This is a genomic window from Pseudaminobacter soli (ex Zhang et al. 2022) (assembly GCF_014595955.1).
Taxonomy (GTDB): Bacteria; Pseudomonadota; Alphaproteobacteria; order Rhizobiales; family Rhizobiaceae; genus Kumtagia; species Kumtagia pseudosoli.
In genome coordinates this window covers 299,950-324,440 of the sequence record NZ_JABVCF010000004.1, presented here as the reverse complement: position 1 = coordinate 324,440, position 24,491 = coordinate 299,950, and the positions used below count along the sequence as shown (strand labels likewise).

Sequence of the window (24,491 nt, the reverse complement as noted above, 5' to 3'; positions counted from 1 at the left end):
CTTCGGGATGCGCCATTTCTGTTTGCACTGCACAATGTTTCCGCTACAGGAGCCTGTCAGTCATCCTGCCGTTTGGAGCGCCTGAGTGCCGATATCGAAGATCCTAGTCGCCAACCGTTCCGAGATCGCCATCCGCGTCTTCCGCGCGGCCAACGAACTCGGGCTGAAAACGGTCGCGATCTGGGCCGAGGAAGACAAATATTCGCTGCACCGCTTCAAGGCGGACGAAAGCTATGAGGTCGGGCGCGGCTCGCACCTCGCCAAGGAGATGGGGCCGATCGAGAGCTACCTTTCGATCGACGAGGTGATCCGGGTCGCAAAGCTGTCCGGCGCCGATGCGATCCATCCCGGCTACGGCCTGCTGTCCGAAAGCCCCGAGTTCGCCGAAGCCTGCGCCGCGAACGGCATCACCTTCATCGGGCCGAAGCCCGAGACCATGCGGCGCCTCGGCAACAAGGTCGCGGCCCGCAATCTTGCGATCGAGGTCGGCGTGCCGGTGATCCCGGCCACCGACCCGCTGCCCGACGACATGGAGGAAGTGAAGCGCCTCGCCGCCGAGATCGGCTATCCGGTGATGCTCAAGGCCTCCTGGGGCGGCGGCGGGCGCGGCATGCGCGCCATCCGCAGCGAAACGGATCTCGTGCGCGAGGTCACCGAAGGCAGGCGCGAGGCGAAGGCAGCCTTCGGCAAGGATGAGGTCTATCTCGAGAAGTTGATCGAGCGGGCGCGGCACGTCGAGGTGCAGATCCTCGGCGACACGCACGGCAACATCGTGCACCTGTTCGAGCGCGACTGCTCGATCCAGCGCCGCAACCAAAAAGTCGTCGAGCGCGCGCCGGCGCCTTACCTCGGCGACGCGCTGCGCCAGGAGCTTTGCGGCTATGCGCTAAAGATCGCCGAGGAGACCAGTTATATCGGCGCCGGCACGGTCGAGTTCCTGCAGGACGCCGACACCGGGAAATTCTACTTCATCGAGGTCAACCCGCGCATCCAGGTCGAGCACACCGTCACCGAGCAGGTGACCGGCATCGACATCGTCAAGGCGCAGATCCATATCCTCGACGGCTTCGCGATCGGCACGCCTCAGTCCGGCGTTCCCGCCCAGAAGGACATCCGGCTGAACGGCCATGCGCTCCAGTGCCGGATCACCACCGAGGATCCGGAACAGAACTTTATCCCCGACTATGGCCGCATCACCGCCTATCGCGGCGCGACCGGCTTCGGCATCCGGCTCGACGGCGGCACTGCCTATTCCGGCGCCGTCATCACCCGCTACTACGATCCGCTCCTGGAGAAGGTGACGGCCTGGGCGCCGACGCCCGAGGAGGCGATCGCGCGCATGCATCGCGCGCTTCGCGAGTTCCGCATCCGCGGGGTGTCGACCAACCTCACCTTCCTCGAGGCGATCATCACCCATCCCGCCTTCCGGGAGAACTCGTATACTACTCGGTTCATCGACTCGACGCCGGAACTGTTCGCGCAGGTGAGGCGCCAGGATCGCGCGACCAAGCTGCTGAATTATCTCGGCGACGTCACCGTCAACGGCCATCCGGAGACGCGCGGCCGCGCCGCTCCCGATCCGGAGGCCGCGGCGCCGATCGTGCCGTGGTTCACCGGCCCGATCCCCGATGGCGCCAAGCAGAAGCTCGACGAACTGGGGCCCCAAAAATTCGCCGAATGGATGCGGGCCGAGAATGGCGTGCTAGTGACCGACACCACAATGCGGGACGGCCACCAGTCGCTCTTGGCGACCCGCATGCGCACCTACGACATCGCGGCGATTGCCGGCACCTATGCGCGCGCCCTGCCGCAGCTGCTGTCGCTGGAATGCTGGGGCGGCGCGACCTTCGACGTCGCCATGCGCTTCCTCACCGAAGACCCCTGGGAGCGGCTTGCCAAGGTGCGCGAGGCGGCGCCGAACCTGCTGCTGCAGATGCTGCTGCGCGGCGCCAACGGCGTCGGCTACACCAACTATCCCGACAATGTCGTCCAACACTTCGTCCGCCAGGCGGCAGAGGGCGGCATCGATCTCTTCCGCGTGTTCGACTGCCTGAACTGGGTCGAGAACATGCGCGTCGCCATGGATGCGGTGGGCGCCGAGGGCAAGCTCATCGAGGCGGCGATGTGCTACACGGGCGACATCCTCGACCCGGCGCGCGCCAAGTACGACCTGAAATACTATGTCGGCCTGGCGAAGGATTTGGAGGCGGCCGGCGCCCACATCCTGGCGGTCAAGGACATGGCCGGCCTGCTCAAGCCCGGCGCGGCGCGCGTGCTGTTCAAGGCGCTGCGCGAAGAGACCGGCCTGCCGATCCATTTCCATACGCACGACACGTCGGGCCTTTCCGCCGCGACCGTGCTGGCGGCAGTCGAGAGCGGCGTGGACGCGATCGACGCGGCCATGGATTCGTTCTCCGGCAACACCTCGCAGCCCTGCCTCGGCTCGATCGTGGAGGCGCTGAAGGGGACCGATCGCGACCCCGGCCTCGATACCGGCTGGATCCGCCGCATCTCCTTCTACTGGGAGGCGGTGCGCAACCAGTATGCCGCCTTCGAGAGCGATCTGAAGGGCCCGGCCTCGGAAGTCTATCTGCATGAAATGCCGGGCGGCCAGTTCACCAATCTCAAGGAGCAGGCGCGCTCGCTCGGGCTGGAGACGCGCTGGCACCAGGTCGCGCAGGCCTATCACGACGTCAACCTGATGTTCGGCGACATCGTGAAGGTCACGCCGTCCTCGAAGGTGGTCGGCGACATGGCGCTGATGATGGTCAGCCAGGAACTCACCGTGGCCGATGTCGAGAATCCGGCCAAGGACATCGCCTTCCCGGATTCAGTCGTGTCGATGCTGCGCGGCGATCTCGGACAGTCGCCGGGCGGCTGGCCGAAGAACCTGCAGAAGAAGGCGCTGAAGGGCGAGAAGCCGATCACTGTGCGGCCCGGCTCGCTGCTCAAGCCGGCCGACCTCGAGGGCAACCGTAAGGAGGTCGAGGAGAAGCTCGGCCGCAAGCTCTCGGAACAGGAATTCTCCTCCTGGCTGATGTATCCAAAAGTCTTTTCAGACTTTGCCGCCGCGCAGGAGTCCTACGGCCCGGTCAGCGTGCTGCCGACGCCAGTCTATTTCTACGGCATGAAGCCCGAGGACGAGATCTTCGTCGACATCGAGAAGGGCAAGACGCTGGTGATCCGCTGCCTCGCTATCGGCGATGTCAACGACAAGGGCATGGTCACCGTCTTCTTCGAAGTGAACGGGCAGCCGCGCCGGGTGAAGGTGCCCGACCGCGCGCATGGAGCCAGTAACGGCCGCGCAAGGCGCAAGGTGGAGCCGGGCAACGATGCCCATGTCGGCGCGCCGATGCCCGGTGTGATCTCGACGCTGGCGGTCGCGGCCGGCCAGGCGGTGAAAGCCGGCGACGTCCTTCTCTCGATCGAAGCGATGAAGATGGAAACCGCCCTGCACGCCGAGCGCGACGGCACCATCGCCGAAGTGCTGGTGCGGACCGGCGACCAGATCGACGCCAAGGATCTGCTGGTCGTCTACGCGGAGTGAGGAGCGACGCGGCGCCCCGTCGCGTCGAACGTGGCTTTCGCCCCCCTCTCCGTCGCGGCTTCGCCGCGACACCTCTCCCCCGATCGACGGGGGAGATCGTCAGCTGTCTGAACCGCGTCACCCCGCCCAAAGATTCCGTGCACGGCCACAGCACTCCGCTTGGCTAGCTTGCCGGCTAAGCAAATGCCGTTATTTATGGTGCGGGGACAAGACTGCGCGGGCTCTCGGAATTCGATCCTGAGAAGCCCGGCCAAGTGGGCTTCCCGGTCAGGATACTCTTGCAACGGAGAGGGGCGGCTCATGCTAGGCTGGTTCAGGGCGCTGCTGCCGCGGGAGGACCGCTTCTTCGATCTCTTTGAAGCCCACGTCAGTGTCCTCGTGCAGGCGGCCGAGGCGCTTGAGCAGTTGCTGAAAGGCGGCGACGAAGTCGAGAAGCATTGCCGCACCATCATCGAACTGGAAGACCAGGCCGACGAGATCACCCGCAAGGTCATGGACGGGGTTCACCGCAGCTTCATCACGCCTTTCGACCGCGGCGACATCAAGGATCTCATCGAGTCGCTGGACGACGCGATTGATACGATGAACAAGACTGTCAAGGCCGTCACTCTGTTCGAGCAGCGCTCCTTCGAGCCGAGGATGCAGGAGATGGGGGCCGTCATCGTCCAGGCGGCCAGGCTCACCGCAGAGGCTATTCCGCTGCTCAAGAAGCTCAGCGCCAACGCCGGGCGGCTGCAGGACCTCGCGCGCGAGGTTACAAAGGTCGAGGGCCGCGCCGACGAGCTTCACCAGGATGGCCTCAAGGAGCTCTTTCGCAGGCACGGCCAGTCCGATAGTATGGCCTTCATCATCGGCAGCGAGATCTATGGTCAGCTCGAGAAGGTCGTCGACCGCCTGGAGGATGTCGCCAACGAGATCAGCGGCATCGTGGTCGAGAACGTGTAGACGAGCCTGATAGCCCGATGGATGCCGCGCTCGCCTTCCCAGTTCTTGCTGCTCTGATTGCCGTCGCGCTTTTCTTCGACTTTCTGAACGGCCTGCACGATGCGGCGAATTCGATCGCCACCATCGTGTCGACCCGAGTGCTGCGGCCGCAATACGCCGTCTTCTGGGCCGCTTTCTTCAACTTCATCGCCTTCATGTTTTTCGGCCTTCACGTGGCGGAGACGCTCGGGAAGGGCATCGTCGATGCCACTGTCACCGACGCGCGCGTGGTTTTCGGCGCGCTGGTCGGCGCCATCTCCTGGAACATCATCACCTGGTTCTACGGCATTCCTTCAAGCAGTTCGCACGCGCTGATCGGCGGTCTGGTGGGAGGCGGCGTCGCCAAGGCAGGCTTCGACGCGATCGTCTGGTCGGGCCTGATCAAGACGACAGCGGCAATCGTTCTATCTCCGCTCACGGGATTTATCCTCGCGCTGTTGCTGGTGCTCGTGGTGTCCTGGATCTTCGTGCGGCAGACGCCCTTTGCCGTCGACAGCACCTTCAGGTGGCTGCAGTTCGTATCTGCGTCGCTCTATTCGCTGGGGCATGGCGGCAACGACGCGCAGAAGACGATGGGCATCATCGCCGTGCTGCTCTATTCGCAAGGCCTTCTCGGCAGCGAGTTCTACGTTCCCTTCTGGGTTGTGATCACCTGCCAGGCGGCTCTCGCACTCGGCACGTTGTTCGGCGGCTGGCGCATCGTTCATACGATGGGTTCGAAGATCACCCGGCTCAACCCGATGCAGGGTTTTTGCGCCGAGACCGGCGGGGCGATCACGCTGTTCGCCGCGACCTACCTTGGCATCCCGGTGTCGACCACGCATACGATCACCGGCGCAATCATCGGCGTCGGTGCGGCCCGGCGCGTGTCCGCGGTGCGCTGGGGCATTGCCGGAAACATCGTTATCGCCTGGGTGGTCACCATCCCCGCGACGGCGCTCATCTCTGGTCTGACCTACGCCGCCGTCGGTCTGTTCGTGTGATCTAGGCGCGGCGGTCGGCCGAAGCGACTGGAGTGACCTCTTTTTGATCAAGCCACTCGGCCATTTCCGTTGCGACTGCGGTCTGCAATCGTTATATAAGCGGGGATTTCCCCAAAATCGGTGGTTGTAACCACCGCCCGCGCTAGGGACGCGGGCGAACGAGAGGATATTACCGATGGCAAACACGTTGCTGATGCCGAAGGCCACCGCCGTCTGGCTGGTCGACAATACCGCCCTTTCCTTCGACCAGATCGCGCAGTTCTGCTCGCTGCATCCGCTCGAGGTGAAGGCGATCGCCGACGGCGAGTCGGCGCAGGGCATCAAGGGCATGGACCCGATCATTACCGGCCAGCTCAGTCGCGACGAGATCGTGCGCGCGGAGAAGGACCCGAACTACCGCCTGCGCCTTTCCGAGCCGAAGGTCCGCGTGCCCGAATCCAAGCGCCGCGCGCCGCGCTACACGCCGCTTTCCAAGCGGCAGGACCGGCCCAACGCCATTCTATGGCTGGTGCGCAATCATCCGGAGTTGAAGGACGCGCAGATCTCGCGCTTGGTCGGCACGACCAAGTCGACCATCGAGCAGATCCGCGAGCGCCGCCACTGGAACGCAGCGAACCTGACGCCGATGGATCCGGTGACGCTGGGGCTCTGCTCGCAGATCGACCTCGACATCGAGGTGCAACGCGCCTCCGCCGGCAAGCCCGCGGCCGCGCCGACTGGAGAGACCCTGCTGCCCGCCGCCATGACCGAGCGGCTGACGCCCGCGGTCGACGGACGGCGCGAGGAGGAAGAGGAACTCGACGCCGACAAGGTGTTCGCAAAACTCTCGGCGCTGAAGAAGACGGACGAGGCGGACGACGAGGAATAGGCGCAGGGCGGCGCTGCCGACCCGGCTCGCCGCTCGCGCATGCTAGCGTTCAATTTTCTCCTCCGGAGCAAGGCCCGCGTGGCTAAGAAGGCGAAACTCCAGAGCCGCAGCCCCTACAAAACCAGGACCGCGATGCTGACGTAAGCCCAACCTGGCATTGGACTTTCTGTCAGATTCAGCCCGAGGCGGTTCAAATGCCCGCCCGGTCCGGCTAGACTAGGTATCGCTAGAGTCTGAGTGGAGGAGGCCGCCATGGCTGCGATCCCGCCGGTCTGTGACTTCGGCTGGAAGGCCGTCGATGCGGAATTGCCCGGAGTCGACGGCAAGCGTCACCGAATCTTCGACCTTGCCGGACCGAACGGGCTCCTCGTCGCCTTCATATGCAATCACTGCCCTTATGTACGGGCGGTGATCGACCGGATCGTGCGGGACGCGAACGACCTGAACGCGCACGGCATAGGCTTCGTCGCCATCAGTTCCAACGATGCCGACGCCTACCCTGAAGATTCCTTCGAGAACATGAAGCGGTTTGCCGAAAGGCACGGCTTCGGCTTCCCATATCTATACGACGAGGACCAGTCGGTGGCGCGCGCCTATGATGCCGCCTGCACGCCGGACTTCTTCGGTTTCAACCGCGACTTCGAACTGCAGTACCGTGGGCGGCTCGACGCCTCGCGCCGCGAGAAGGGACCCGCGGATCTGCGCCGCGACCTTTACGAAGCGATGGCACAGGTTGCGCGAACCGGCGAGGGGCCGCGCGACCAGGTCGCCTCGATCGGCTGTTCGATCAAGTGGAAGGATGCGGCATGAGGGACACGGTTTCCGCCCGATGCTCGATCAATTTTCTGTGAGCTCGAATGGAAACGTTGTGATAATACTTCAGTATCGATTGACGCAGATCAAGCGGCGGACCGCTGGCGCGGTGTTGAAGGGTCCAGCGCAGTGAACTTACCTTTGCGGCATAACGACGCCGCGCGAGGCAAGTTGCTTGTCATAGGCGTAGGCGGGCGATACGCGTTTGGCCGCCGGTACCGAGGGCAGTGCCCCAGGGAGCATAGTTGATGGATTTCGAGAAATTCTTCTCCGACAAGCTGGAGGGTTTGCACAAGGAAGGCCGCTACCGCGTCTTCGCCGATCTCGAGCGACGCGCCGGTATGTTCCCGCGGGCGCTGCGCTACACCGGCGAGGACGCTCGCGAGGTGACGGTTTGGTGCTCCAACGACTATCTCGGAATGGGCCAGCATCCCACGGTCATTGCCGCCATGCACGAGGCGCTGGACAAGTGCGGCGCCGGCGCCGGCGGTACGCGCAACATCTCGGGCACCAACCACTATCACGTGCTGCTCGAACGCGAGCTCGCCGACCTGCACGGCAAGGAGAGCGCGCTGCTCTTCACCTCGGGCTACGTCTCCAATTGGACGACGCTTTCGACGCTCGGCGCCAATATTCCCGGCAGCGTGATCTTCTCGGATGAGTCCAACCACGCCTCGATGATCGAGGGCATCCGCCACTCCAAGGCAGAGAAGCGCATCTGGAAGCACAACGACGTCGAGCACCTCGACCAACTGCTCTCGGAATACGGTCCGGACGTGCCGAAGATCGTCGCCTTCGAGTCCGTCTACTCGATGGACGGTGACATCGCGCCGATTGCCGACATCGTCGCCGTCGCCGAAAAGCACGGCGCGCTCACCTATCTCGACGAGGTACATGCAGTCGGCATGTACGGTCCGCGCGGCGGCGGCGTCGCCGAGCGCGACGGTCTCATGGACCGCATCGACATCATCGAGGGCACGCTCGGCAAGGCTTTCGGCGTCGTCGGCGGCTACATCACCGGTTCGACGAAACTCATCGACTTCATCCGCTCCTTCGCCAGCGGCTTCATCTTCACCACCGCGCTGCCGCCGCATGTGGCGGCCGGGGCGCTTGCCTCGATCCGGCACCTGAAGGCGAGCCCCTTCGAGCGCGCGCGCCATCAGGATCGCGTCCGCAAGGTGCGCGCCGGCCTCGACCGCATCGGCATCCCCTACATGCCCAACGAGAGCCACATCGTGCCGGTGATGGTTGGCGACGCCGCCAAGTGCAAGTGGATCAGCGACATCCTGCTCGACAGCTACAGCGTCTACGTGCAGCCGATCAATTACCCAACCGTGCCGCGCAAGACCGAGCGCCTGCGCATCACGCCTTCGCCATTGCACACGGACGCCGACATCGACCATCTCGTTGCCTCGCTCTCCGACCTCTGGTCGCAGTGCGCCCTGGCACGGGCGGTGGCATAGCGCCACCCCCACCCGCTGCATCCTGTCCGATTGCCCCGGCGCGTCCCGCATGACATAGCTCCGGCAAACCGGAGACGCCCGTTGCAGGACACGATCAAAAGCCAGCGCAGGATGCTGAAGGTACTCGGAGGCGAGGCTGTTTCGCCGCCTCCGGTCTGGATGATGCGTCAGGCTGGACGCTATCTGCCCGAATATCGCGAGAAGCGCCGCCAGGCGGGCTCCTTCCTCGACCTCTGCTACAATCCCGATTTCGCGGTCGAGGTGACGCTGCAGCCGATCCGCCGCTTCGGCTTCGACGCGTCGATCCTGTTCTCCGACATACTTGTCGTCCCGCATGCGCTCGGGCGCGACCTGCATTTCGCCGAGGGTCACGGCCCGCAGATGACGCCGATCTCGGCGGAGGAGATCGGTACCCTCGGGCAGCACACGGATTTCCATAAGCATCTCGCCCCCGTCTACGAGACCGTCACGCGGCTAAGGCACGAGTTGCCGGACGAGACGACGCTGATCGGCTTCTGCGGCGCGCCCTGGACCGTCGCGACCTACATGATCGCCGGGCACGGCACTCCCGACCAGGCTCCGTCCCGGCTCTTCGGCTTCCGCAATTCGGCGGCCATGGAGCAGCTGTTGTCGAAACTCGCGGAGGTCTCCGCCGAGTATCTGATCCGTCAGATCGAGGCCGGCGCCGATGTGGTGCAGATCTTCGATTCCTGGGCGGGCGTGCTTGATGAGGCATGCTTCGAGGCATGGTGCGTGAAGCCCGTTGCCGAGATCGTCCGGCGGGTGCGCGCGGCGCACCCCGGCTTTCCGATCATCGGCTTCCCGCGGGGCGCGGGCGCGCTCTATGCCGGCTATCGCGAGAAGACAGGCGTAACCGCAGTCGGCCTCGACTGGTCGGTGCCGCTGTCGCAGGCTCAGTCTCTGCAGAAAGACGGCCCGGTGCAGGGCAATCTCGACCCGCTTCGCCTGGTCGCCGGCGGTCGCGCGCTCGACGAAGGCATCGACGCCATCCTGTCGGCACTTGGCACCGGACCGCTGGTCTTCAATCTCGGCCACGGCATCACCCCGGAAACGCCGGTCAGCCATGTAGAACGCATGGTGCGCCGGGTGCGGGGAGCGCGGTAGACAGCGGATTTGTCGGACCTTGCCTGACACGCTCCGCCCGCTCCTGAAATTGCCGGACCTGCCCGTCACCGAAGCGCTGCCGGACCTGCTCGCCGCGCTGGAGGTAAACAGCAGCGCTGTCCTGGTGGCGCCGCCGGGGGCGGGCAAGACGACGCTGGTGCCGCTGGCGCTCTTGTCGGCGCGGTGGCGCGGCGACGGCACGATCCTGCTCCTCGAACCACGGCGGCTCGCCGCGCGCGCGGCGGCCCGGCGCATGGCCGAACTGTTGGGTGAGGGCGAGCCCGGCGGCACGGTCGGCTATGCCATGCGGATGGAGCGCAAGGTCTCGGCAAAGACCCGGATCCTCGTGGTCACCGAGGGCATCCTTGCGCGCATGATCCTGGACGATCCGGAACTGCCCGGCATCGCCGCAATCCTCTTCGACGAATTTCACGAGCGCTCGCTCGACGGCGATTTCGGCCTGGCGCTGGCGCTCGATGTAAAGGGAGCGCTGAGGCCGGACCTGCGCCTTCTTGTCATGTCGGCGACGGTCGACGGCGCGCGCGTCGCAAACCTCCTCGGCGAAGCGCCGGTGGTGGAAAGCGAAGGCCGCAGCTTCCCCGTCGAAGTCCGGCACCGCGAGCGACCCGGCACGACGCCGGTCGAGGATTTCGTTGCGTCCGCGATCCGCGACGCGCTTGCCGACGAAGAGGGAAGCGTGCTCGCCTTCCTGCCCGGGCAGCGCGAGATCGAGCGCGTCGCTGAACGGCTCGAGGGCCGCGCGCCGGCGGCCGTCGACGTGGTCCCGCTCTACGGCATGCTCGACGCCCGCACTCAGGACGCGGCGATCAGGCCGGCGCCGCCCGGTCGCCGCAAAGTGGTGCTTGCCACCTCCATTGCCGAGACGTCGATCACCATCGACGGCGTGCGCGTCGTCGTCGATGCCGGGCTGGCGCGGGTGCCGCGCTACGAGCCCGCCTCCGGCCTGACGCGGCTGGAGACGGTGCGCGTCAGCAAGGCGTCGGCCGACCAGCGTGCCGGCCGCGCCGGGCGTACCCAGCCGGGTGTCGCCATCCGGCTTTGGCGGGCGGAGCAGACGGCCGCCTTGGCGCCGTACAACACGCCGGAGATCCTGGAGGCGGATCTTTCTTCGCTGCTGCTCGACTGCGCGGCCTTCGGGGTTGCCGACCCGCCAGCACTGACCTTCCTCGACCCGCCACCGGCGCCGGCGCTGGCGGAAGCGCGGGTACTTCTTGCCGCCCTCGGAGCGATCGATCAGGACGGTCGCCTCACCGAATCCGGTGCGTCCATGCGGAAACTGGCGCTGCCGGTCAGGCTGGCGCACATGGTGGCGGAAGCGGCACAAACAGGCGCGGCCCGCACTGCCGCCGAACTTGCCGTTCTGCTCACCGAACGCGGGCTGGGCGGTGACAGCGTCGACTTGGATCGGCGGCTGATGCGGTTTCAGGCGGACAGGTCTCCTCGTGCCACGGCTGCCCGCAAGCTGGCTGCGCGGCTGGCGAAGGCGGCGTCCCACAGAGGCGGCGAAACCGAATCTGAAATCACCCCCACCCCGGCGCTTCGCGCCGACCCTCCCCTCAAGGGGGAGGGTAATTTGGGCGCCCTTCTCCTCAGCGCCTGGCCGGACCGCATCGCAAAAGCGCGCGGCGAACGCGGACGCTTCGTCCTGTCCAACGGGGGCGGCGCCATGCTCGACCCGGCCGATCCTCTCGCGGGCGAGCAATATCTGGTTGTGGCGGACATCAGGGGCGCGGCGCAGACCGCGCGGATCGCCTCGGCTGCAGCCGTCTCGGAAGCCGAGATCCGCGCCGTGCTCGCCGACCGGCTGCAGCGGCGGCGCATCAGCGAATTCGATACCGAGCGGAAGGCGGTGCGCACGCGCGAAACGGTTCGGCTGGGCGCGGTCGTGCTGTCGGAACAGCTGCTGCCGCCGCCTAAGGGCGCTGAGGCCGACGCGGCCATCATCGAGGCTATTCGTACTCATGGGCTGTCGCTGCTGCCCTGGAGCGGGCAAGCGGAAAGCCTGCGCCAGCGCCTCCACTGGCTTCATCGTGCGACCGGCGCACAATGGCCCGATGTCTCGGATGAGGCGCTGCTAGCGTCGCTGGAGGAATGGCTTCAGCCGTTCCTGACCGGAGAGGCGGCGTTCTCGCGGATCGAGCCTGGCGCGGTCGAGGCGGGGCTACGCTCCCTCCTTCCGCATGACTTGCAGCGCCGTCTCGACAGGACAGCCCCGACGCATTTTGCAGCACCTTCGGGCAGTTCGGTGCCGATCCGCTATGACGACGAGACCCCGGTGCTCTCGATCAGGGTGCAGGAACTGTTCGGCATGAAGGAGCATCCGACGGTCGGCGACGGCCGCGTGCCGCTCACGCTGGAGCTCCTGTCGCCGGCGCTCCGGCCGATCCAGACCACGCGCGACCTGCCCTCGTTTTGGCGCGGCTCCTGGGCCGACGTCCGCTCCGACATGCGCGGCCGCTACCCGAAGCATGTCTGGCCGGAGGACCCGGCCAATGCGCAGGCGACCAACAGGGCGAAGCCGGGGTTGAAATAGAACTAGCGTACAAAGCGGACCGGAGCGATAAGGCCCGCATGATCAAGTCGGTTGCAAAGTCGAGCTTCGACCAGGGAAACAGACTGCGGCTGAATACGCTTATCCGGCTGCGCTGGCTCGCCATCGTCGGCCAGAGCATCACCGTCATCCTGGTTGCCTATTGGCTGGAATTTCCGCTTCCGGTGAGCCTGTGCTTCGCGCTGATCGCCTGCTCGGCCTGGCTCAACCTCTTCCTCACCTTCCGCTATCCCTCGACGCACCGGCTCGCGCCGATCGCGGCGCTGGCGACGCTGCTGTTCGACTCCTTCCAACTCGCGGGCCTGCTTTTTCTCACAGGCGGCCTCACCAACCCGTTCTCGCTGCTGCTGACCGTGCCGGTCGTCATCTCCGCCACCACGCTGTCGCTCCGGATGACCGCCGTGCTCGGCGCAATCGTGATGTCGATGGCCAGCCTGCTGGTCTTCTACCACCTGCCCTTGCCGTGGAGAGAGGACGCGGAACTCGCCATCCCCTTCGTCTATGTCGCTGGCATGTGGATGGCAGTGATGTCGTCCATCACCTTCACTGCGGTCTACGCCTGGCGAGTGGCGGAGGAGGCGCGGCTGCTGGCCAACGCGCTTGCCGCGACGGAACTGGTGCTGCAACGCGAGCAGCACCTGTCGGCGCTGGACGGCCTTGCCGCAGCGGCTGCTCATGAGCTCGGTACCCCACTCGCCACGATCACGGTGGTTGCCAAGGAGATGGAGCGTGCCCTCGGCAGCGATCCGAGATACCGCGAGGATGTGACGCTGCTTCGCTCCCAGAGCGAGCGCTGCCGCGAGATCCTCAAGCGGCTGACCAGCCTGTCGACCGAAGGCGAGGGGCATCTCGACCGGCTGCCGCTGACGTCGCTGATCGAGGAAGTGATCGCTCCGCACCGCGATTTCGACATCGAGATCCGGCTGGAGCCCGGCGAGCGCACAGGTCCGGAGCCGGTCGGGCACCGCAATCCGGGCGTCATCTATGGCCTCGGCAATCTGGTGGAGAACGCGGTCGATTTCGCCGCGGGGTTGGTCACCGTGCGCTGGCGGTGGGACGAGAACTCGGTCGTGATCGAGGTGATGGACGACGGTCCGGGCTTTCCCCCGGAGATTCTCGACCGTATCGGCGAGCCCTATATGTCCACCCGGCACGGGGCCGAGCGCGGCGGCGGGCTTGGACTTGGGCTGTTCATCGCCAAGACGCTGCTCGAACGATCCGGGGCGCGCCTATCCTTCTTCAACGGCACCGAGCTCGGAGAAGGGGCGGTTGCCCAGGTTACCTGGATCCGCACCGAATTCCTGAACCGCCTGCCTGCAACGGATGCCATCTACGAACCGGCATAGATCATTGACCTTCAGGGAGCTTTAGGGCTCGGCGCACCACACGGCATGTGGCATTTGGCCCACCGCGTGACTATATCGGGGTCAAAAAATGGCAACAGGTGATCCGATGGCTGAAGACTCAAACCAGGACAACGGTATCGGGCCCGATGCGTCTCTGCTCCTGGTTGACGACGACAAGCCCTTCCTCACCCGCCTCGCACGCGCAATGGAAGCGCGCGGCTTCATCGTGGACACCGCGGAAAGCGTCGAGGAGGCGGTCGCCAAGGCGAGGGCTGCCGCGCCGGCCTATGCAGTCGTCGACATGCGGCTGGGCGACGGCAATGGGCTCGATGTCGTGGCCGCCATCCGCGAAAGCCGTTCCGACACCCGCACGGTGATCCTCACCGGCTATGGCAACATCGCAACTGCGGTGACGGCGGTGAAGCTCGGTGCGATGGACTATCTCTCCAAGCCGGCTGACGCCGACGACATCTATGCCGCGCTGACGCGCACCGGAAACGAGCGCGTGGCGCCTCCGGAGAACCCGATGTCGGCCGACCGTGTCCGCTGGGAGCACATCCAGCGCGTCTACGAGATGTGCGACCGCAACGTCTCGGAGACTGCCCGGCGGCTCAACATGCACAGGCGCACGCTGCAGCGCATTCTGGCCAAACGCGCGCCGCGCTGACGGCTCGTTGACTGGCCCGAAGCGCCGCCTGGCTAAAAATCCAGATCTGCGTAATGCGAAACCGGCGAGAGGCCGCGTACCCGGTCGGCGAGAAGCGGCCTGAATGAGGGGCGCGATTTCAGCCGCGTGTACCATTCGCGTGCCGCCGCCTGCTCGGTCCAATCGATCTCGCCGAGATAGTCGAGCACGGAGATTGCCGCTGCTGCTGCGAGGTCGGCATAGGTGATCCGCGGGCCGGCCAGCCAATGGCGGGTGCCGGCCATCCAGTTGATGTACTTCATATGCTGACGGATGTTCGAGCGTGCCGCGCGGATCGCGGTCGAATCAGGCGAGCCGCCGCCCTGTTCCCGTGGGATCATCGGCTTCAGCACGCGCTCGCGCACGAGATGGCGCGTGACCTCGCTCTCCATCTTGGTCAGGAACCAGTCGACGAGGCGGCGGATCTCGGCGCGTTCCATGGGGTTTTCCGCGAACAGCCTGCGCTCGCGCTTCAGAACGCCCCGCGTCTCGTCGACATATTCTCCGATCACCTGCGCGCCGACTATCGGCACATCGCCTTCCGCAAGCAGCACCGGCAGCGTGCCGGCGGGATTGAGCGTCAGGAATTCCCGGCGGCGGTTCCAGGGCTTCTCCTCGATCAGGGCCAATTCCTCGCCATACTCGCCGAAGGCTAGGCGGACGAACCGGCAGGAAGCGAGCATGGGATGATGGAAGAGCGTCAGCATGATCCTGCGAGAAAAGAATGCATGGCCGGAGCGGAAGCCAGCGCGTGAGAGAATCACACTCGGCCAGACTCGACGGCCGTGAAGGCCGAAGACCTATAGGTGCGTTGCGGCGTCATGACAAGGAAGGGCCCGGCCGGAAATCCGGCCGGGCTTGCCTGCCTCCACAACGTCTCAGTCCACCCCGGACGGGAGAGTCAGGGCAACATTGTCATGCCGCTTCGCGCGCAACCGCCCGCTGGCCGGGGCACATTTCAAGCGGCGTTGCTTGAGAGTTTCATCAGCACGATGCCGGAGACGATCAGGGCACCGGCCGCCAGGCGCATGGGTGTCGCAGCTTCCCCCAGCACGACGACGCCAACGGCGAACGCGCCCACGGCACCGATGCCTGTCCAGATCGTGTAGGCCGTCCCAAGCGGAAGCGACCTCATGGCGACCGATAGCAGCGCAAAGCTCGCGATCATGGTGACTATGGTGATTGCGCTTGGCACGAGCAGCGTGAACCCGGCGGACTTCTTCATGTAGAACGCCCACACGACTTCCAGCACGCCAGCGAGTACGAGATAGAACCAGGCCATGGCACGGCCCTCCTTTCTGGGCCGGGCCGTCCCGGTCGTCTCGATTTGGATGCGAGAGGTCGTCCTCTCCGCCATGAGATAGGTCCGCGGAGCACCCGATCAATGCCCGGGATCCAGGGCATCGTTCAGGTACATGCACGTCAGCATCGTGAAGATGTAGGCCTGGATGACCGACATGAGCAGCTCCAGTCCGGTCAAGGCAACCACCATGACGAGCGGCAGGACCGCGCCGACGATGCCCAATGCGCCCAGTCCACCCAGAGACACCACGAAGCCCGCGAATACCTTGAGCGTGATGTGCCCGGCCAGCATGACCGCGAAGAGGCGAACGGAGTGGCTCACCGGGCGGGAGATGTAGGAGACCACTTCGATCGGCACGATGATTGGGGCCAGAAGCGGCGGCACGCCCGACGGCATGAACAGCCGGAAGAAGCCGAAACCGTTGCGCCACACGCCGTAGATCGTGACGGTCAGGAAGACGAGCATCGCCAAGGCGAAGGTCACGATGATGTGGCTGGTGACCGTGAAGGCGTAGGGAAACATCCCGATCAGGTTGGCTGCGAGCACGAACATGAACAGGGAAAACACGAGCGGGAAGAACCGCATGCCCTTCTCGCCTGTATTCTCGCGAAGCGTCTTTGAGACAAACTCGTAGAGCAGTTCCGCTGACGACTGCAGCCGCCCGGGAACGAGGGCTCGGGTCGAAGTGGCGATCAGCAGGAAGGCTGCCCCCAGACCGACCGCAGAGAACATGTAAGCCGACGAATTGGTAAAGCTCAGGTCGAAGCCGCCGATCTCGATCGGCACGATTCGGGATAACTGAAACTGTTCGATTGGTCCGGCCATGGTCCGGCCCTCCTGAGAGTGGCCGGGCCGTCCCGGAATGGTATTCAGAGGCGCGGGTCGTCCCGCGCGGGGCTTCAACTAGCGATCAAGGCATTGTCCGTCAACATGGCGCGACAACGCTGCTCCGCGGCCACGGCTGCAGCGGGTCTCCGGCGCCCGAAAGGGCCGACAGCATCCACCCAATGCAGGCGGACCATCAAATTGGCCATTTGGTGTTCGACTTCGTGCGAATGGTACTCGCCCGGATCTCTACTAGGACGTTCCCAAGGACCTCATCCGTTTGGACGCGGCCGGGCGACTCAGGTAGCGGTAAGATGTTCAAAGTCCCTCGGCACGCTCGCCCGCGGGGACGCAGCTAGCACCCGGCCGTCGTGAAATTTTCTCCACTACTCCACGAGACCTTCATGGAACACCAGACGATTGTCGAAGCCCTGCTGCTCGGCCTGCTCGAGGGCCTGACCGAGTTCCTCCCAGTGTCATCCACCGGCCATATCCTCCTCGCCGGCCATTTCCTCGGCTTCGAGTCGACAGGCAAGGCGTTCGAGGTGCTGATCCAACTCGGCGCGATCCTGGCGATCCTTTCGGTCTATTCGGCGAAGCTTATGCGGATAGCGCTCGACCTGCCTAGCGACCCGCGTGCCAGGCGCTTCGTGCTCGGGATCCTGGTCGCCTTCCTGCCCGCCGCGGTGATCGGAGCGCTGGCGCACGACTTCATCAAGACGGTGCTGTTCGAAACTCCCAAGCTGATCTGCATCATGCTGATTCTGGGGGGCTTCGTGCTGCTCGCGGTCGACCGAATGAAGCTGAAGCCGCTCTATCACGACGTCATGGACTATCCGCTGTCGCTATGCCTGAAGATCGGCCTCTTCCAGTGCCTCGCGATGATCCCGGGCACCTCGCGTTCGGGCGCGACCATTGTCGGCGCCCTGCTCATGGGGACCGACAAGCGCTCCGCCGCGGAGTTCTCCTTCTTCCTCGCGATGCCGACCATGGCCGGTGCTTTCACCTACGATCTTCTGAAGAATCGCGACATCCTGTCGGCCGCCGACCTGCCGGTGATCGCGACAGGCTTCGTCGCGGCCTTCATCGCGGCCGTCATCGTTGTTCGATTCCTGCTGGGATATGTGTCGCGCCACGGTTTTGCGATCTTCGCCTGGTGGCGGCTCGTGGTCGGCGTGCTGGGGCTCACAGCGCTCTATACGGTCGGGTAGAGCGCTTCAGTTCGGACGAGGAATAGCCCGCACCCTCAAGAGCAGGGCGGTTGGCCTTTCCCCCCACCCCTAACCCCTCCCCTCAAGTGGGAGGGAATCGCGGCGGTTCTGCACGGCGACAAACGTCGACGATCTTGGCGGCGACGGAGATGCAGCCGTCCCCCTCCCCTTGAGGGGAGGGGTTAGGGGTGGCGGTACTTACGCGGTCAAAACGGTTGCTGCGGATCGGTCGAGCAGGCGCAGCTACCGGGCGGCAAAAAATAGCTGCGCTTCTGTGCGGGCACTGCCTCCGGGGGCCTGCTCCCCTGCCTCAGAACGGCAGCTTCATCCCGGCCGGCAGCGGCAGGCCGGCGGTCAATTCGGCGGTCTTGTCCTTGACCGCGGTCTCGACCTTCGTCTTGGCGTCGTTGTGGGCAGCGAGGATGAGGTCCTCCAGGATCTCGGCCTCGTCCGGCTTGAGCAGCGACGGGTCGATCTTGAGCGATTTCATCTCGAACTTGCCGGTGAGCACGACCTGGACGAGGCCGCCGCCGGACTGGCCGGTCGCCTCCAACTGCTCGATCTCGTCCTGCATGGCCTTGAACTTGGCCTGCATTTCCTTCGCCTTGCCCATCAGGCCGAGCAGATCCTTCATGGTACGGTTCCTTCCTTAGTTATCGTCGTCGTCCGAGGGGTCGGCGGCCACCTCTGCATCGGCGTCCCCCTCGCCATCGGCCATAGCGATCGCATCAGGGATTCGGACGTCGATCACCTTCGCCCCTGGGAAACGCGCCAGGATGGCGGCAACGGCCGGATCGTTGCTGGCATCGAGGAGAGCGCTTTCGCGCCGCGCCTTCTCCTGCTCGGAGAGCGTTGGGCCGCCCTCTTCGCGCGACAGCGACACCAGCCAGTTGCGGCCCGTCCAGGCGCGCAGCCGCGTCGTCATGTCGTTGAGCAGCGTCTTCGGCGCCTCCGGCGTGAGCGCGACCTCCACGCGGCCGGGCTCGATCCGCACCGGGCGGACGCAGCGCTTCAAGAGCACCTTGAACGACATGTCGCGGTTGGCGTCCGCGAGCGCCGCGAGATCGGCCAGGTTACGGACCGCAGGCCCGTCGGGCGCGGCTTCGCGGGCAGGCTGGGGCGCGGCAATGGCCGGGGCGGCAACCTCCTGCGGCCGAGCCGCTTGCATGACCACGCTGCCGCCACTGCCCGCCATCATGCGGGGCGCCGGATCAGGCTGCGGCGCGGGATTGAAGCTCGGCGCCGCTGCGGCGGTTGAAGCCGGAGAGGATAGGGCAGGCTGGCCTGTTCGCGGGGATGGCTGGGACGAAGCGCTGGGCTCCCTGCCGGAGGAGACACCCTCCAGCATTGCCATGGCCTCGTCGAGCGTCGGCAGGCTGGCGGCGTGCGCCATGCGGATCAGCACCATTTCCGCCGCTGCGACCGGTCGGTTCGAGGACTGCACCTCCGGGATGCCCTTCAAGAGCATCTGCCAGGCCCGCGACAACACTTTTATCGACAGCTTCTCGGCGAAGGCGCTGCCGCGCGTGCGCTCATCCTCGGTCAGAGAGGCGTCGCTTGCGGCGCTCGGCACATAGCGCAGACGTGTGACGAAGTGGGTGAATTCGGCGAGGTCGGTGAGCACGGTGGCCGGATCGGCGCCCGCATCATACTGCGCGCGGAACTCCGAAAGCGCTGAGGCCATATCACCGCGCATGACGTGCTCGAAGAGATCGATCACCCGCGCGCGATCCGCCAGGCCCAGCATGCCGCGCACCGTCTCGGCCGTGACCGGCCCGGCGCTATGGGCGATCGCCTGATCGAAGATCGAAAGCGAGTCGCGGACCGAGCCCTCGGCGGCCCGCGCGACCATCGCCAGCGCGGTATCCTCGACCGCGACGCCTTCCTTGGCCGCAATGCCGGCAAGATGCGCGACCAGCGTTTCCGCGTCGACGCGGCGAAGGTCAAAACGCTGGCAGCGCGACAGCACCGTGATCGGAACCTTGCGGATCTCGGTGGTGGCGAAGATGAATTTGACGTGTGGCGGCGGCTCTTCCAGCGTCTTCAGCATGGCGTTGAAGGCGCCACCGGAGAGCATGTGCACTTCGTCGATGATGTAGACCTTGTAGCGCGCCGAGACCGGCGCGTAGCGCACCTGCTCGAGGATCTCGCGCATATTGTCGACGCCGGTGTGGGAAGCAGCGTCCATCTCGATCACGTCGACATGGCGGCCTTCCATGATCGGCTGGCAGTGCTGGCCGGGCGTCGTGAGATCGACCGAGGGCTGGTCGACGCCGTCGCTCTTGTAGTTGAGCGCGCGCGCCAGGATGCGGGCGGTGGTGGTCTTGCCGACGCCGCGGACGCCGGTAAGCATCCAGGCCTGGGCGATGCGGCCTGTGGAGAAGGCATTGGTGAGCGTGCGGACCATCGGCTCCTGGCCGATGAGGGAGGAGAAGTCGGCGGGCCGGTACTTGCGCGCCAGCACCCGATAGGCACCGGACTTTCCCGTCTGCTCGGTTCCGGCTTCGCTCATTCGAGGGGCAAGTCTCCGCTGGGCCTACGAACATTCGGACGGCGCGAGTGTTGCCCGCGCGGCGGGGCTCCGTCAACGCCATGACGGCCTGGCGCAGGCTTTGCGGAGGGTGGGAGGCTGGAACGATGACCCGTTCCGTGCTCGTTAGGGCTGCTTCCTTCCGGACCTGACCCGGTTGGCGAGTGGCACGTCCACCACCAACCTCCCGAGTTCCATATCGTCAATCGGCGGCGCGATTGCAAGAGTGGATCGGAGAAGATGAGGGACCCGAAGTCGGGTTGGCGCGTCCCTCGAGGCTTGCGCATGAATGTCTTGCGAGCCCTCTTTGACATTGAAGGGCTGCGCGCAAACTTCCATGGGCGAGCCTCAAAAGAAACCCAAAGTTGTCTAGAGCGATGCCCAAGGCTTCGCCTCCCAGAATACTCGTAGGCCCGGATGCCACAGGCCGAAACTTTCAACCGAATCATGTGCTGACCTTCGGTCATGCGCGCTTGACACGCGTTTTTCTTTCTCATCATAACCGCCCTCCGGGGTTGAGGCGGGCGAAAAACACAGATGCGGAAGGTTGCGGCGGCTGTTGCGGGTGCGATGCTGGCCTCCACGGCCATTGTATTTGCAGAGCCGGTCCCGCGCGCCGGCTCTCCGGCGGGATCGGTCATCGCCCGAAAGGCCGGCGAAGAAGTCAATTTCATCGACATCAGCGGCTGGCGCACCGTCGATATCCACCAGGACCTGCTTCCAGGCGACGTGCTGAGGACGAACGCGCTCGGCAACCTTGCAGTGCTGTTTTCGGACAACACGCAGGTCAGGCTCGGCCGTAACACCACCATGGTGGTTAAGAGCGTGAGCACTGGCGGTGCCGACTCTGTGCTTGAACTGGAGAGCGGCAGCATCTGGGCACGGGCCGAGCGCGGCGGCGAAGGCGTGATGATCGAGACGGCAGCGGCAGCGGCGGCGATCCGCGGCACCGACTGGACGATGAGCGTCGACGCCTCCGGCCGAACCTCGCTGATCGTGCTCGAGGGCGTGGTGGAACTGTCGAATCCGCTAGGTTCGGTCCAGGTGACGCGCGGCGAGGCCGCGTCCGCCTCGATCGGACAGGCTCCGACCAAGACGGTCATCGTCGATCCAGACGACCGCGAGCAGATGCTGTTCTACATCTCGCTGCGCAACGGTTTTGTCGCGCTGCCGGTCTCGCCGATGTCGAGCGCCGACATGCGGCGCGAGCGCGCACGCATCGCCGCCGTTCCCGAGGCGGCGCGCGGCGCCGAGGATTGGCTGACGCAAGCCGAGGTGGCGCTGTCCTATGACGGGCGCGCAGCGGCGAGACGCGCGGCCGAGCACGCCCGCGCCTTTCGCCTGACGCCTGGCCAGAAGGCCAAGCTCGATCTGGTCGACGCCATGATCGCCGCCGCGGAGCAGCGCTATGGTGATGCGATCCAACTGTTCGAGCGCGCCCTGCCACGGCTTACCGGCAGCAGGCGGTCGATCGCCGCCTATGGCGGCTATTTTGCGCGCTCGCTCGCCAATCCCGAACGAGTCGAGCAGCCGCCCAAAGGCGCGGCGGACGGCCCGTTCGGCGCGCTCGCCGAAGCCTGGACGGCCGGATTCCTGCACGGCATCAAGGCGGGAACAGACGTCCTTCAGCGCGCCGAGCAGCGCTATCCCAACGATCCGACGCTGCCGGCTGCACGCGCGCAGTTCGCGCTTCTGCTCGACGACCGCGAGCAGGTGAAGCAGGCTGTCGACCGGGCGCTGTCGCTCGATCCTGACGACCCGACAGCGCTGGAAGCGCGGGCGCACTATCTTGCCGGCTTCGAGAGCAAGCTCGACAGCGCGCTGGAGGATCTCACCCGCGCCGCAGCGCTCGCGCCGGGCTCGTCCTCGATCTGGAACGCGCTTGGCAACGTGCAGAGCGCGCGCGGCGCGGATCGCGAAGCGGAATCGGCCTTCAAGAAGGCGATCGAACTCGATCCGCAGGATCCGGTGTCGCATGCCAACCTGGCCATAGTTTATCTCGACCAGGATCGGCTTGCCGCCGCCAAACGTGAGATCGACATTGCGCTCGCCGTTGATCCGGGGTTCGACATCGGTCTTACCGCGCGGGGTCTCTATAGGCTGAAGAGCGGGGACCTCGATGCGGCGATCGAGGACCTGCTGGCCGGATCGACGGCCAATCCGGCATATGCCCAGGGGCTGCTTCTGCTCGCTGCCGCGCACTACGAGAACGGAGACCGCGAGCCCGCCGAGCAGGCTCTGGAAAACGCCGACCGATTGGACCCGAACGACCCGGTCACGTCCACCTTCGAGACGGCGATGGCGATCGACACCTACCAGAGCGACCGGGCGATCCGTTCGGCCCAGGACGCGTTGAGGCGGTCGCGAGCGCGCGGCGGCGACTACGCCGCACTCAGTGCAAGCCAGGACCAGGGCTCTACTCTCAACCAGGCCTATCGTCTGCAAGGACTGGACGCCTGGGGCCGCTACTATGGCGATGTCGTGTTCGATCCGTTTTCGGCCACCGCCTTCGTCGATCAGGCGGTTGCCGGCAGTCCGAACCCTTTCATCGTCAGCGGCGACTTTGGGCAGACGGTCGTGGCCGAACCTGTCGTCAGCAACGACTCCTTTGCCTCATTCCTGCAAGGACTGCTGCTCGACCCCCGCATGATTGCCTCCCGCTCGCGCAGTGCCGGGCTGGTGCGGCAACCCTTCATGGAAGTGACGGTCGGAGGTGGCGGGACCGGTGGGGCGGCAAGTGGATGGACGGGAGAAGCCGATGTTCAGGGTTTCCTCGCGGCACCGTTCCCGATCAGCATATACGGCCGACTTTCGATAGACGACACCACGGAGGATCGGGTGGCCACGACGCCCGGCCTGCCCGTTCCGAGCGCGTCCTTCACGCTGGATGATCGGACCATACTGGGCAGCGGCTATGTCACCGCGATGCCGACGCCTCAGGACCGGGTGATTGCCTATTTGAACTACCAGGACTCGAATGAGCGTCAGTCGGACGGGCTGTTCGCCTTCCTTCCTCCCGTGCCGTTCCTGCCTGGGGTCGACATTCTCGCGGCTGCGTACGACCGCTCGGTGGAAGATCGAACGGCGAGCTATGGCGCTGCATGGAGCCACACACTCGGCTACCACAACGTCGTAAGTGCCGGTATCTTCGCCTCCGGTTTCAAGCGACACAGCGATGAAGTCGGCTCGATCGCTTTCGATGTCGCGGGGATGCCCACTCCGGTGGTTCTGACCTCTGGCCAGCAAATCGACGCGGATCAGAAGTCGGTTATCGGGGCGGTCAACCATGCCCTCGATATCGAACAATTTACCCTCCGCTACGGCGTCGAGGGCGGAACCTTCGATCAGAAGCGCTTCCAGACCGGCTTTCTCGGGCCGGAGCCCACTGCGCCGGAGGAGCAGGATTTCTCACTGGCGGCTGGCCGCACCTATGCCGACATCATCTACGAGATCACGCCCAGCTTTAAGGCAGAAGCTGCCGCGTTCGTCACTTGGTTCGACGGTGACGGCTTCGACGACGTGAGGCTTGAACCGCGCGCCGGAGTTGCCTTGTCGCCGGTGGAGGATCATTGGCTGCGCTTCGCCTACATGGAAGAAAGCAGCGCGATCAATGCCGTCACGCTCGCTCCGATCGGCGTGCTCGGCATCCAAGCCAATCAGGCGCCCCTGGACATCGGCGGATCGAGCCGCACATTCGCGGCGCGCTGGGATGCCGAATGGACGGACTATTTCTTCACAGCCGTCGACTATCAGCATCAGGACTTGGAAAACCTCGCCATCCCCGTGCCGATTTCGCTGGATCAGATTTCACTCACCGAAGGACGCATCGACCGGGTGGGCGTGACCGCCAATGTCTGGCTGACCAACGGATTTGGAGCGTTCGCGAGCTTCGCCTATGCGGAATCTGAGAACGAGGACCCGACGACGGTGGGCTTCGGCGGGCCGCTTCCCTTTGTCCCGGAGAAACTGGCGAGGATCGGTCTCACTTACGTCCACCCGTGGAATATGAAGGCCACTGTCGCCGCCACTTATGTGGGCGAGCGCGCCGGCAACGCATCCGGTACCGAGTTGGACGCCTACTGGACCGCAGACGCGTTCCTGACCTGGGAGCCATTCGACAAGCGCTTCGAACTGGAACTGGCAGCCTACAACCTCTTCGACGAGGAGTTCGAAGTTGCGCCCCAGGTACCCGGCTGGGGTCGCACCTTCACTGGCTCGCTAAAAATGCGGTTCTAA

At 65.2% G+C, this 24,491-nt stretch carries 17 protein-coding genes and 1 other RNA gene; 12 read left to right on the top strand and 6 right to left on the bottom strand.

All coding sequences use genetic code 11. The annotated features are described in order from the left end of the window. Positions 1-85: 85 nt before the first annotated feature. From pyc to HUI96_RS10155, 10 genes are all read left to right on the top strand, one after another. A complete protein-coding gene (pyc, locus tag HUI96_RS10200; protein ID WP_188254529.1) occupies positions 86-3,547 on the top strand; it encodes a pyruvate carboxylase in 3,462 nt (1,153 codons plus the stop codon). 300 nt (positions 3,548-3,847) lie between these two features. Continuing rightward, positions 3,848-4,492, top strand: a complete 645-nt coding sequence (locus tag HUI96_RS10195) for a DUF47 domain-containing protein (protein WP_188254528.1) — start codon at positions 3,848-3,850, stop codon at positions 4,490-4,492. A 17-nt stretch (positions 4,493-4,509) separates the two neighbouring features. Further along, entirely contained in the window at positions 4,510-5,514 is a 1,005-nt protein-coding gene (locus HUI96_RS10190; RefSeq protein ID WP_188254527.1) for an inorganic phosphate transporter, read from the top strand. A 175-nt stretch (positions 5,515-5,689) separates the two neighbouring features. Continuing rightward, a complete protein-coding gene (locus tag HUI96_RS10185) occupies positions 5,690-6,382 on the top strand; it encodes a DUF1013 domain-containing protein (RefSeq protein ID WP_188254526.1) in 693 nt (230 codons plus the stop codon). A gap of 252 nt (positions 6,383-6,634) precedes the next feature. Next, positions 6,635-7,192, top strand: coding sequence for a thioredoxin family protein (locus HUI96_RS10180; protein ID WP_188254525.1), 558 nt, complete (start codon positions 6,635-6,637; stop codon positions 7,190-7,192). A gap of 251 nt (positions 7,193-7,443) precedes the next feature. After that, positions 7,444-8,658, top strand: a complete 1,215-nt coding sequence (gene hemA, locus HUI96_RS10175) for a 5-aminolevulinate synthase (protein WP_188254524.1) — start codon at positions 7,444-7,446, stop codon at positions 8,656-8,658. 111 nt (positions 8,659-8,769) lie between these two features. Continuing rightward, positions 8,770-9,783, top strand: a complete 1,014-nt coding sequence (gene hemE / locus HUI96_RS10170; RefSeq protein WP_188254604.1) for a uroporphyrinogen decarboxylase — start codon at positions 8,770-8,772, stop codon at positions 9,781-9,783. 19 nt (positions 9,784-9,802) lie between these two features. Next, positions 9,803-12,337, top strand: a complete 2,535-nt coding sequence (hrpB, locus tag HUI96_RS10165) for an ATP-dependent helicase HrpB (RefSeq protein ID WP_237684047.1) — start codon at positions 9,803-9,805, stop codon at positions 12,335-12,337. 38 nt (positions 12,338-12,375) lie between these two features. Next, positions 12,376-13,701 carry an ActS/PrrB/RegB family redox-sensitive histidine kinase gene (locus HUI96_RS10160; RefSeq protein ID WP_188254523.1) on the top strand — a complete coding sequence of 442 codons (1,326 nt, stop codon included), beginning with the start codon at positions 12,376-12,378 and terminating at the stop codon, positions 13,699-13,701. A gap of 106 nt (positions 13,702-13,807) precedes the next feature. Continuing rightward, positions 13,808-14,368, top strand: a complete 561-nt coding sequence (locus tag HUI96_RS10155; protein ID WP_188254522.1) for an ActR/PrrA/RegA family redox response regulator transcription factor — start codon at positions 13,808-13,810, stop codon at positions 14,366-14,368. A 32-nt stretch (positions 14,369-14,400) separates the two neighbouring features. Here HUI96_RS10155 and HUI96_RS10150 read toward each other — a convergent pair whose 3' ends face one another. From HUI96_RS10150 to HUI96_RS10140, 3 genes are all read right to left on the bottom strand, one after another. Beyond that, complete coding sequence (locus tag HUI96_RS10150; protein WP_188254521.1) at positions 14,401-15,093, bottom strand: glutathione S-transferase family protein; 693 nt, start codon at positions 15,091-15,093, stop codon at positions 14,401-14,403. 251 nt (positions 15,094-15,344) lie between these two features. Beyond that, positions 15,345-15,668: a DMT family transporter gene (locus HUI96_RS10145; protein ID WP_188254520.1), complete on the bottom strand. Its 324-nt coding sequence runs from the start codon at positions 15,666-15,668 to the stop codon at positions 15,345-15,347. Between the two features lie 99 nt (positions 15,669-15,767). Continuing rightward, positions 15,768-16,514: a F0F1 ATP synthase subunit A gene (locus HUI96_RS10140; protein ID WP_188254519.1), complete on the bottom strand. Its 747-nt coding sequence runs from the start codon at positions 16,512-16,514 to the stop codon at positions 15,768-15,770. Positions 16,515-16,918: 404 nt separating this feature from the next. On the opposite strand from HUI96_RS10140, the gene HUI96_RS10135 reads away from it, so the two are divergent. After that, positions 16,919-17,725: an undecaprenyl-diphosphate phosphatase gene (locus tag HUI96_RS10135; protein WP_188254518.1), complete on the top strand. Its 807-nt coding sequence runs from the start codon at positions 16,919-16,921 to the stop codon at positions 17,723-17,725. A 310-nt stretch (positions 17,726-18,035) separates the two neighbouring features. On the opposite strand, the gene HUI96_RS10130 is transcribed toward HUI96_RS10135, so the two are convergent. The 3 genes from HUI96_RS10130 to ffs form a co-directional block, all read right to left on the bottom strand. Next, the gene (locus HUI96_RS10130) at positions 18,036-18,359 is read right to left on the bottom strand and encodes a YbaB/EbfC family nucleoid-associated protein (RefSeq protein WP_188254517.1); all 324 of its coding nucleotides are present in this window, start codon (positions 18,357-18,359) and stop codon (positions 18,036-18,038) included. A gap of 15 nt (positions 18,360-18,374) precedes the next feature. Further along, entirely contained in the window at positions 18,375-20,237 is a 1,863-nt protein-coding gene (locus HUI96_RS10125; protein ID WP_188254516.1) for a DNA polymerase III subunit gamma/tau, read from the bottom strand. A 109-nt stretch (positions 20,238-20,346) separates the two neighbouring features. Further along, an RNA gene (gene ffs / locus HUI96_RS10120) (signal recognition particle sRNA small type) lies at positions 20,347-20,443 on the bottom strand. A gap of 349 nt (positions 20,444-20,792) precedes the next feature. Here ffs and HUI96_RS10115 point away from each other — a divergent pair. After that, positions 20,793-24,491 carry a TonB-dependent receptor domain-containing protein gene (locus HUI96_RS10115; protein ID WP_188254515.1) on the top strand — a complete coding sequence of 1,233 codons (3,699 nt, stop codon included), beginning with the start codon at positions 20,793-20,795 and terminating at the stop codon, positions 24,489-24,491.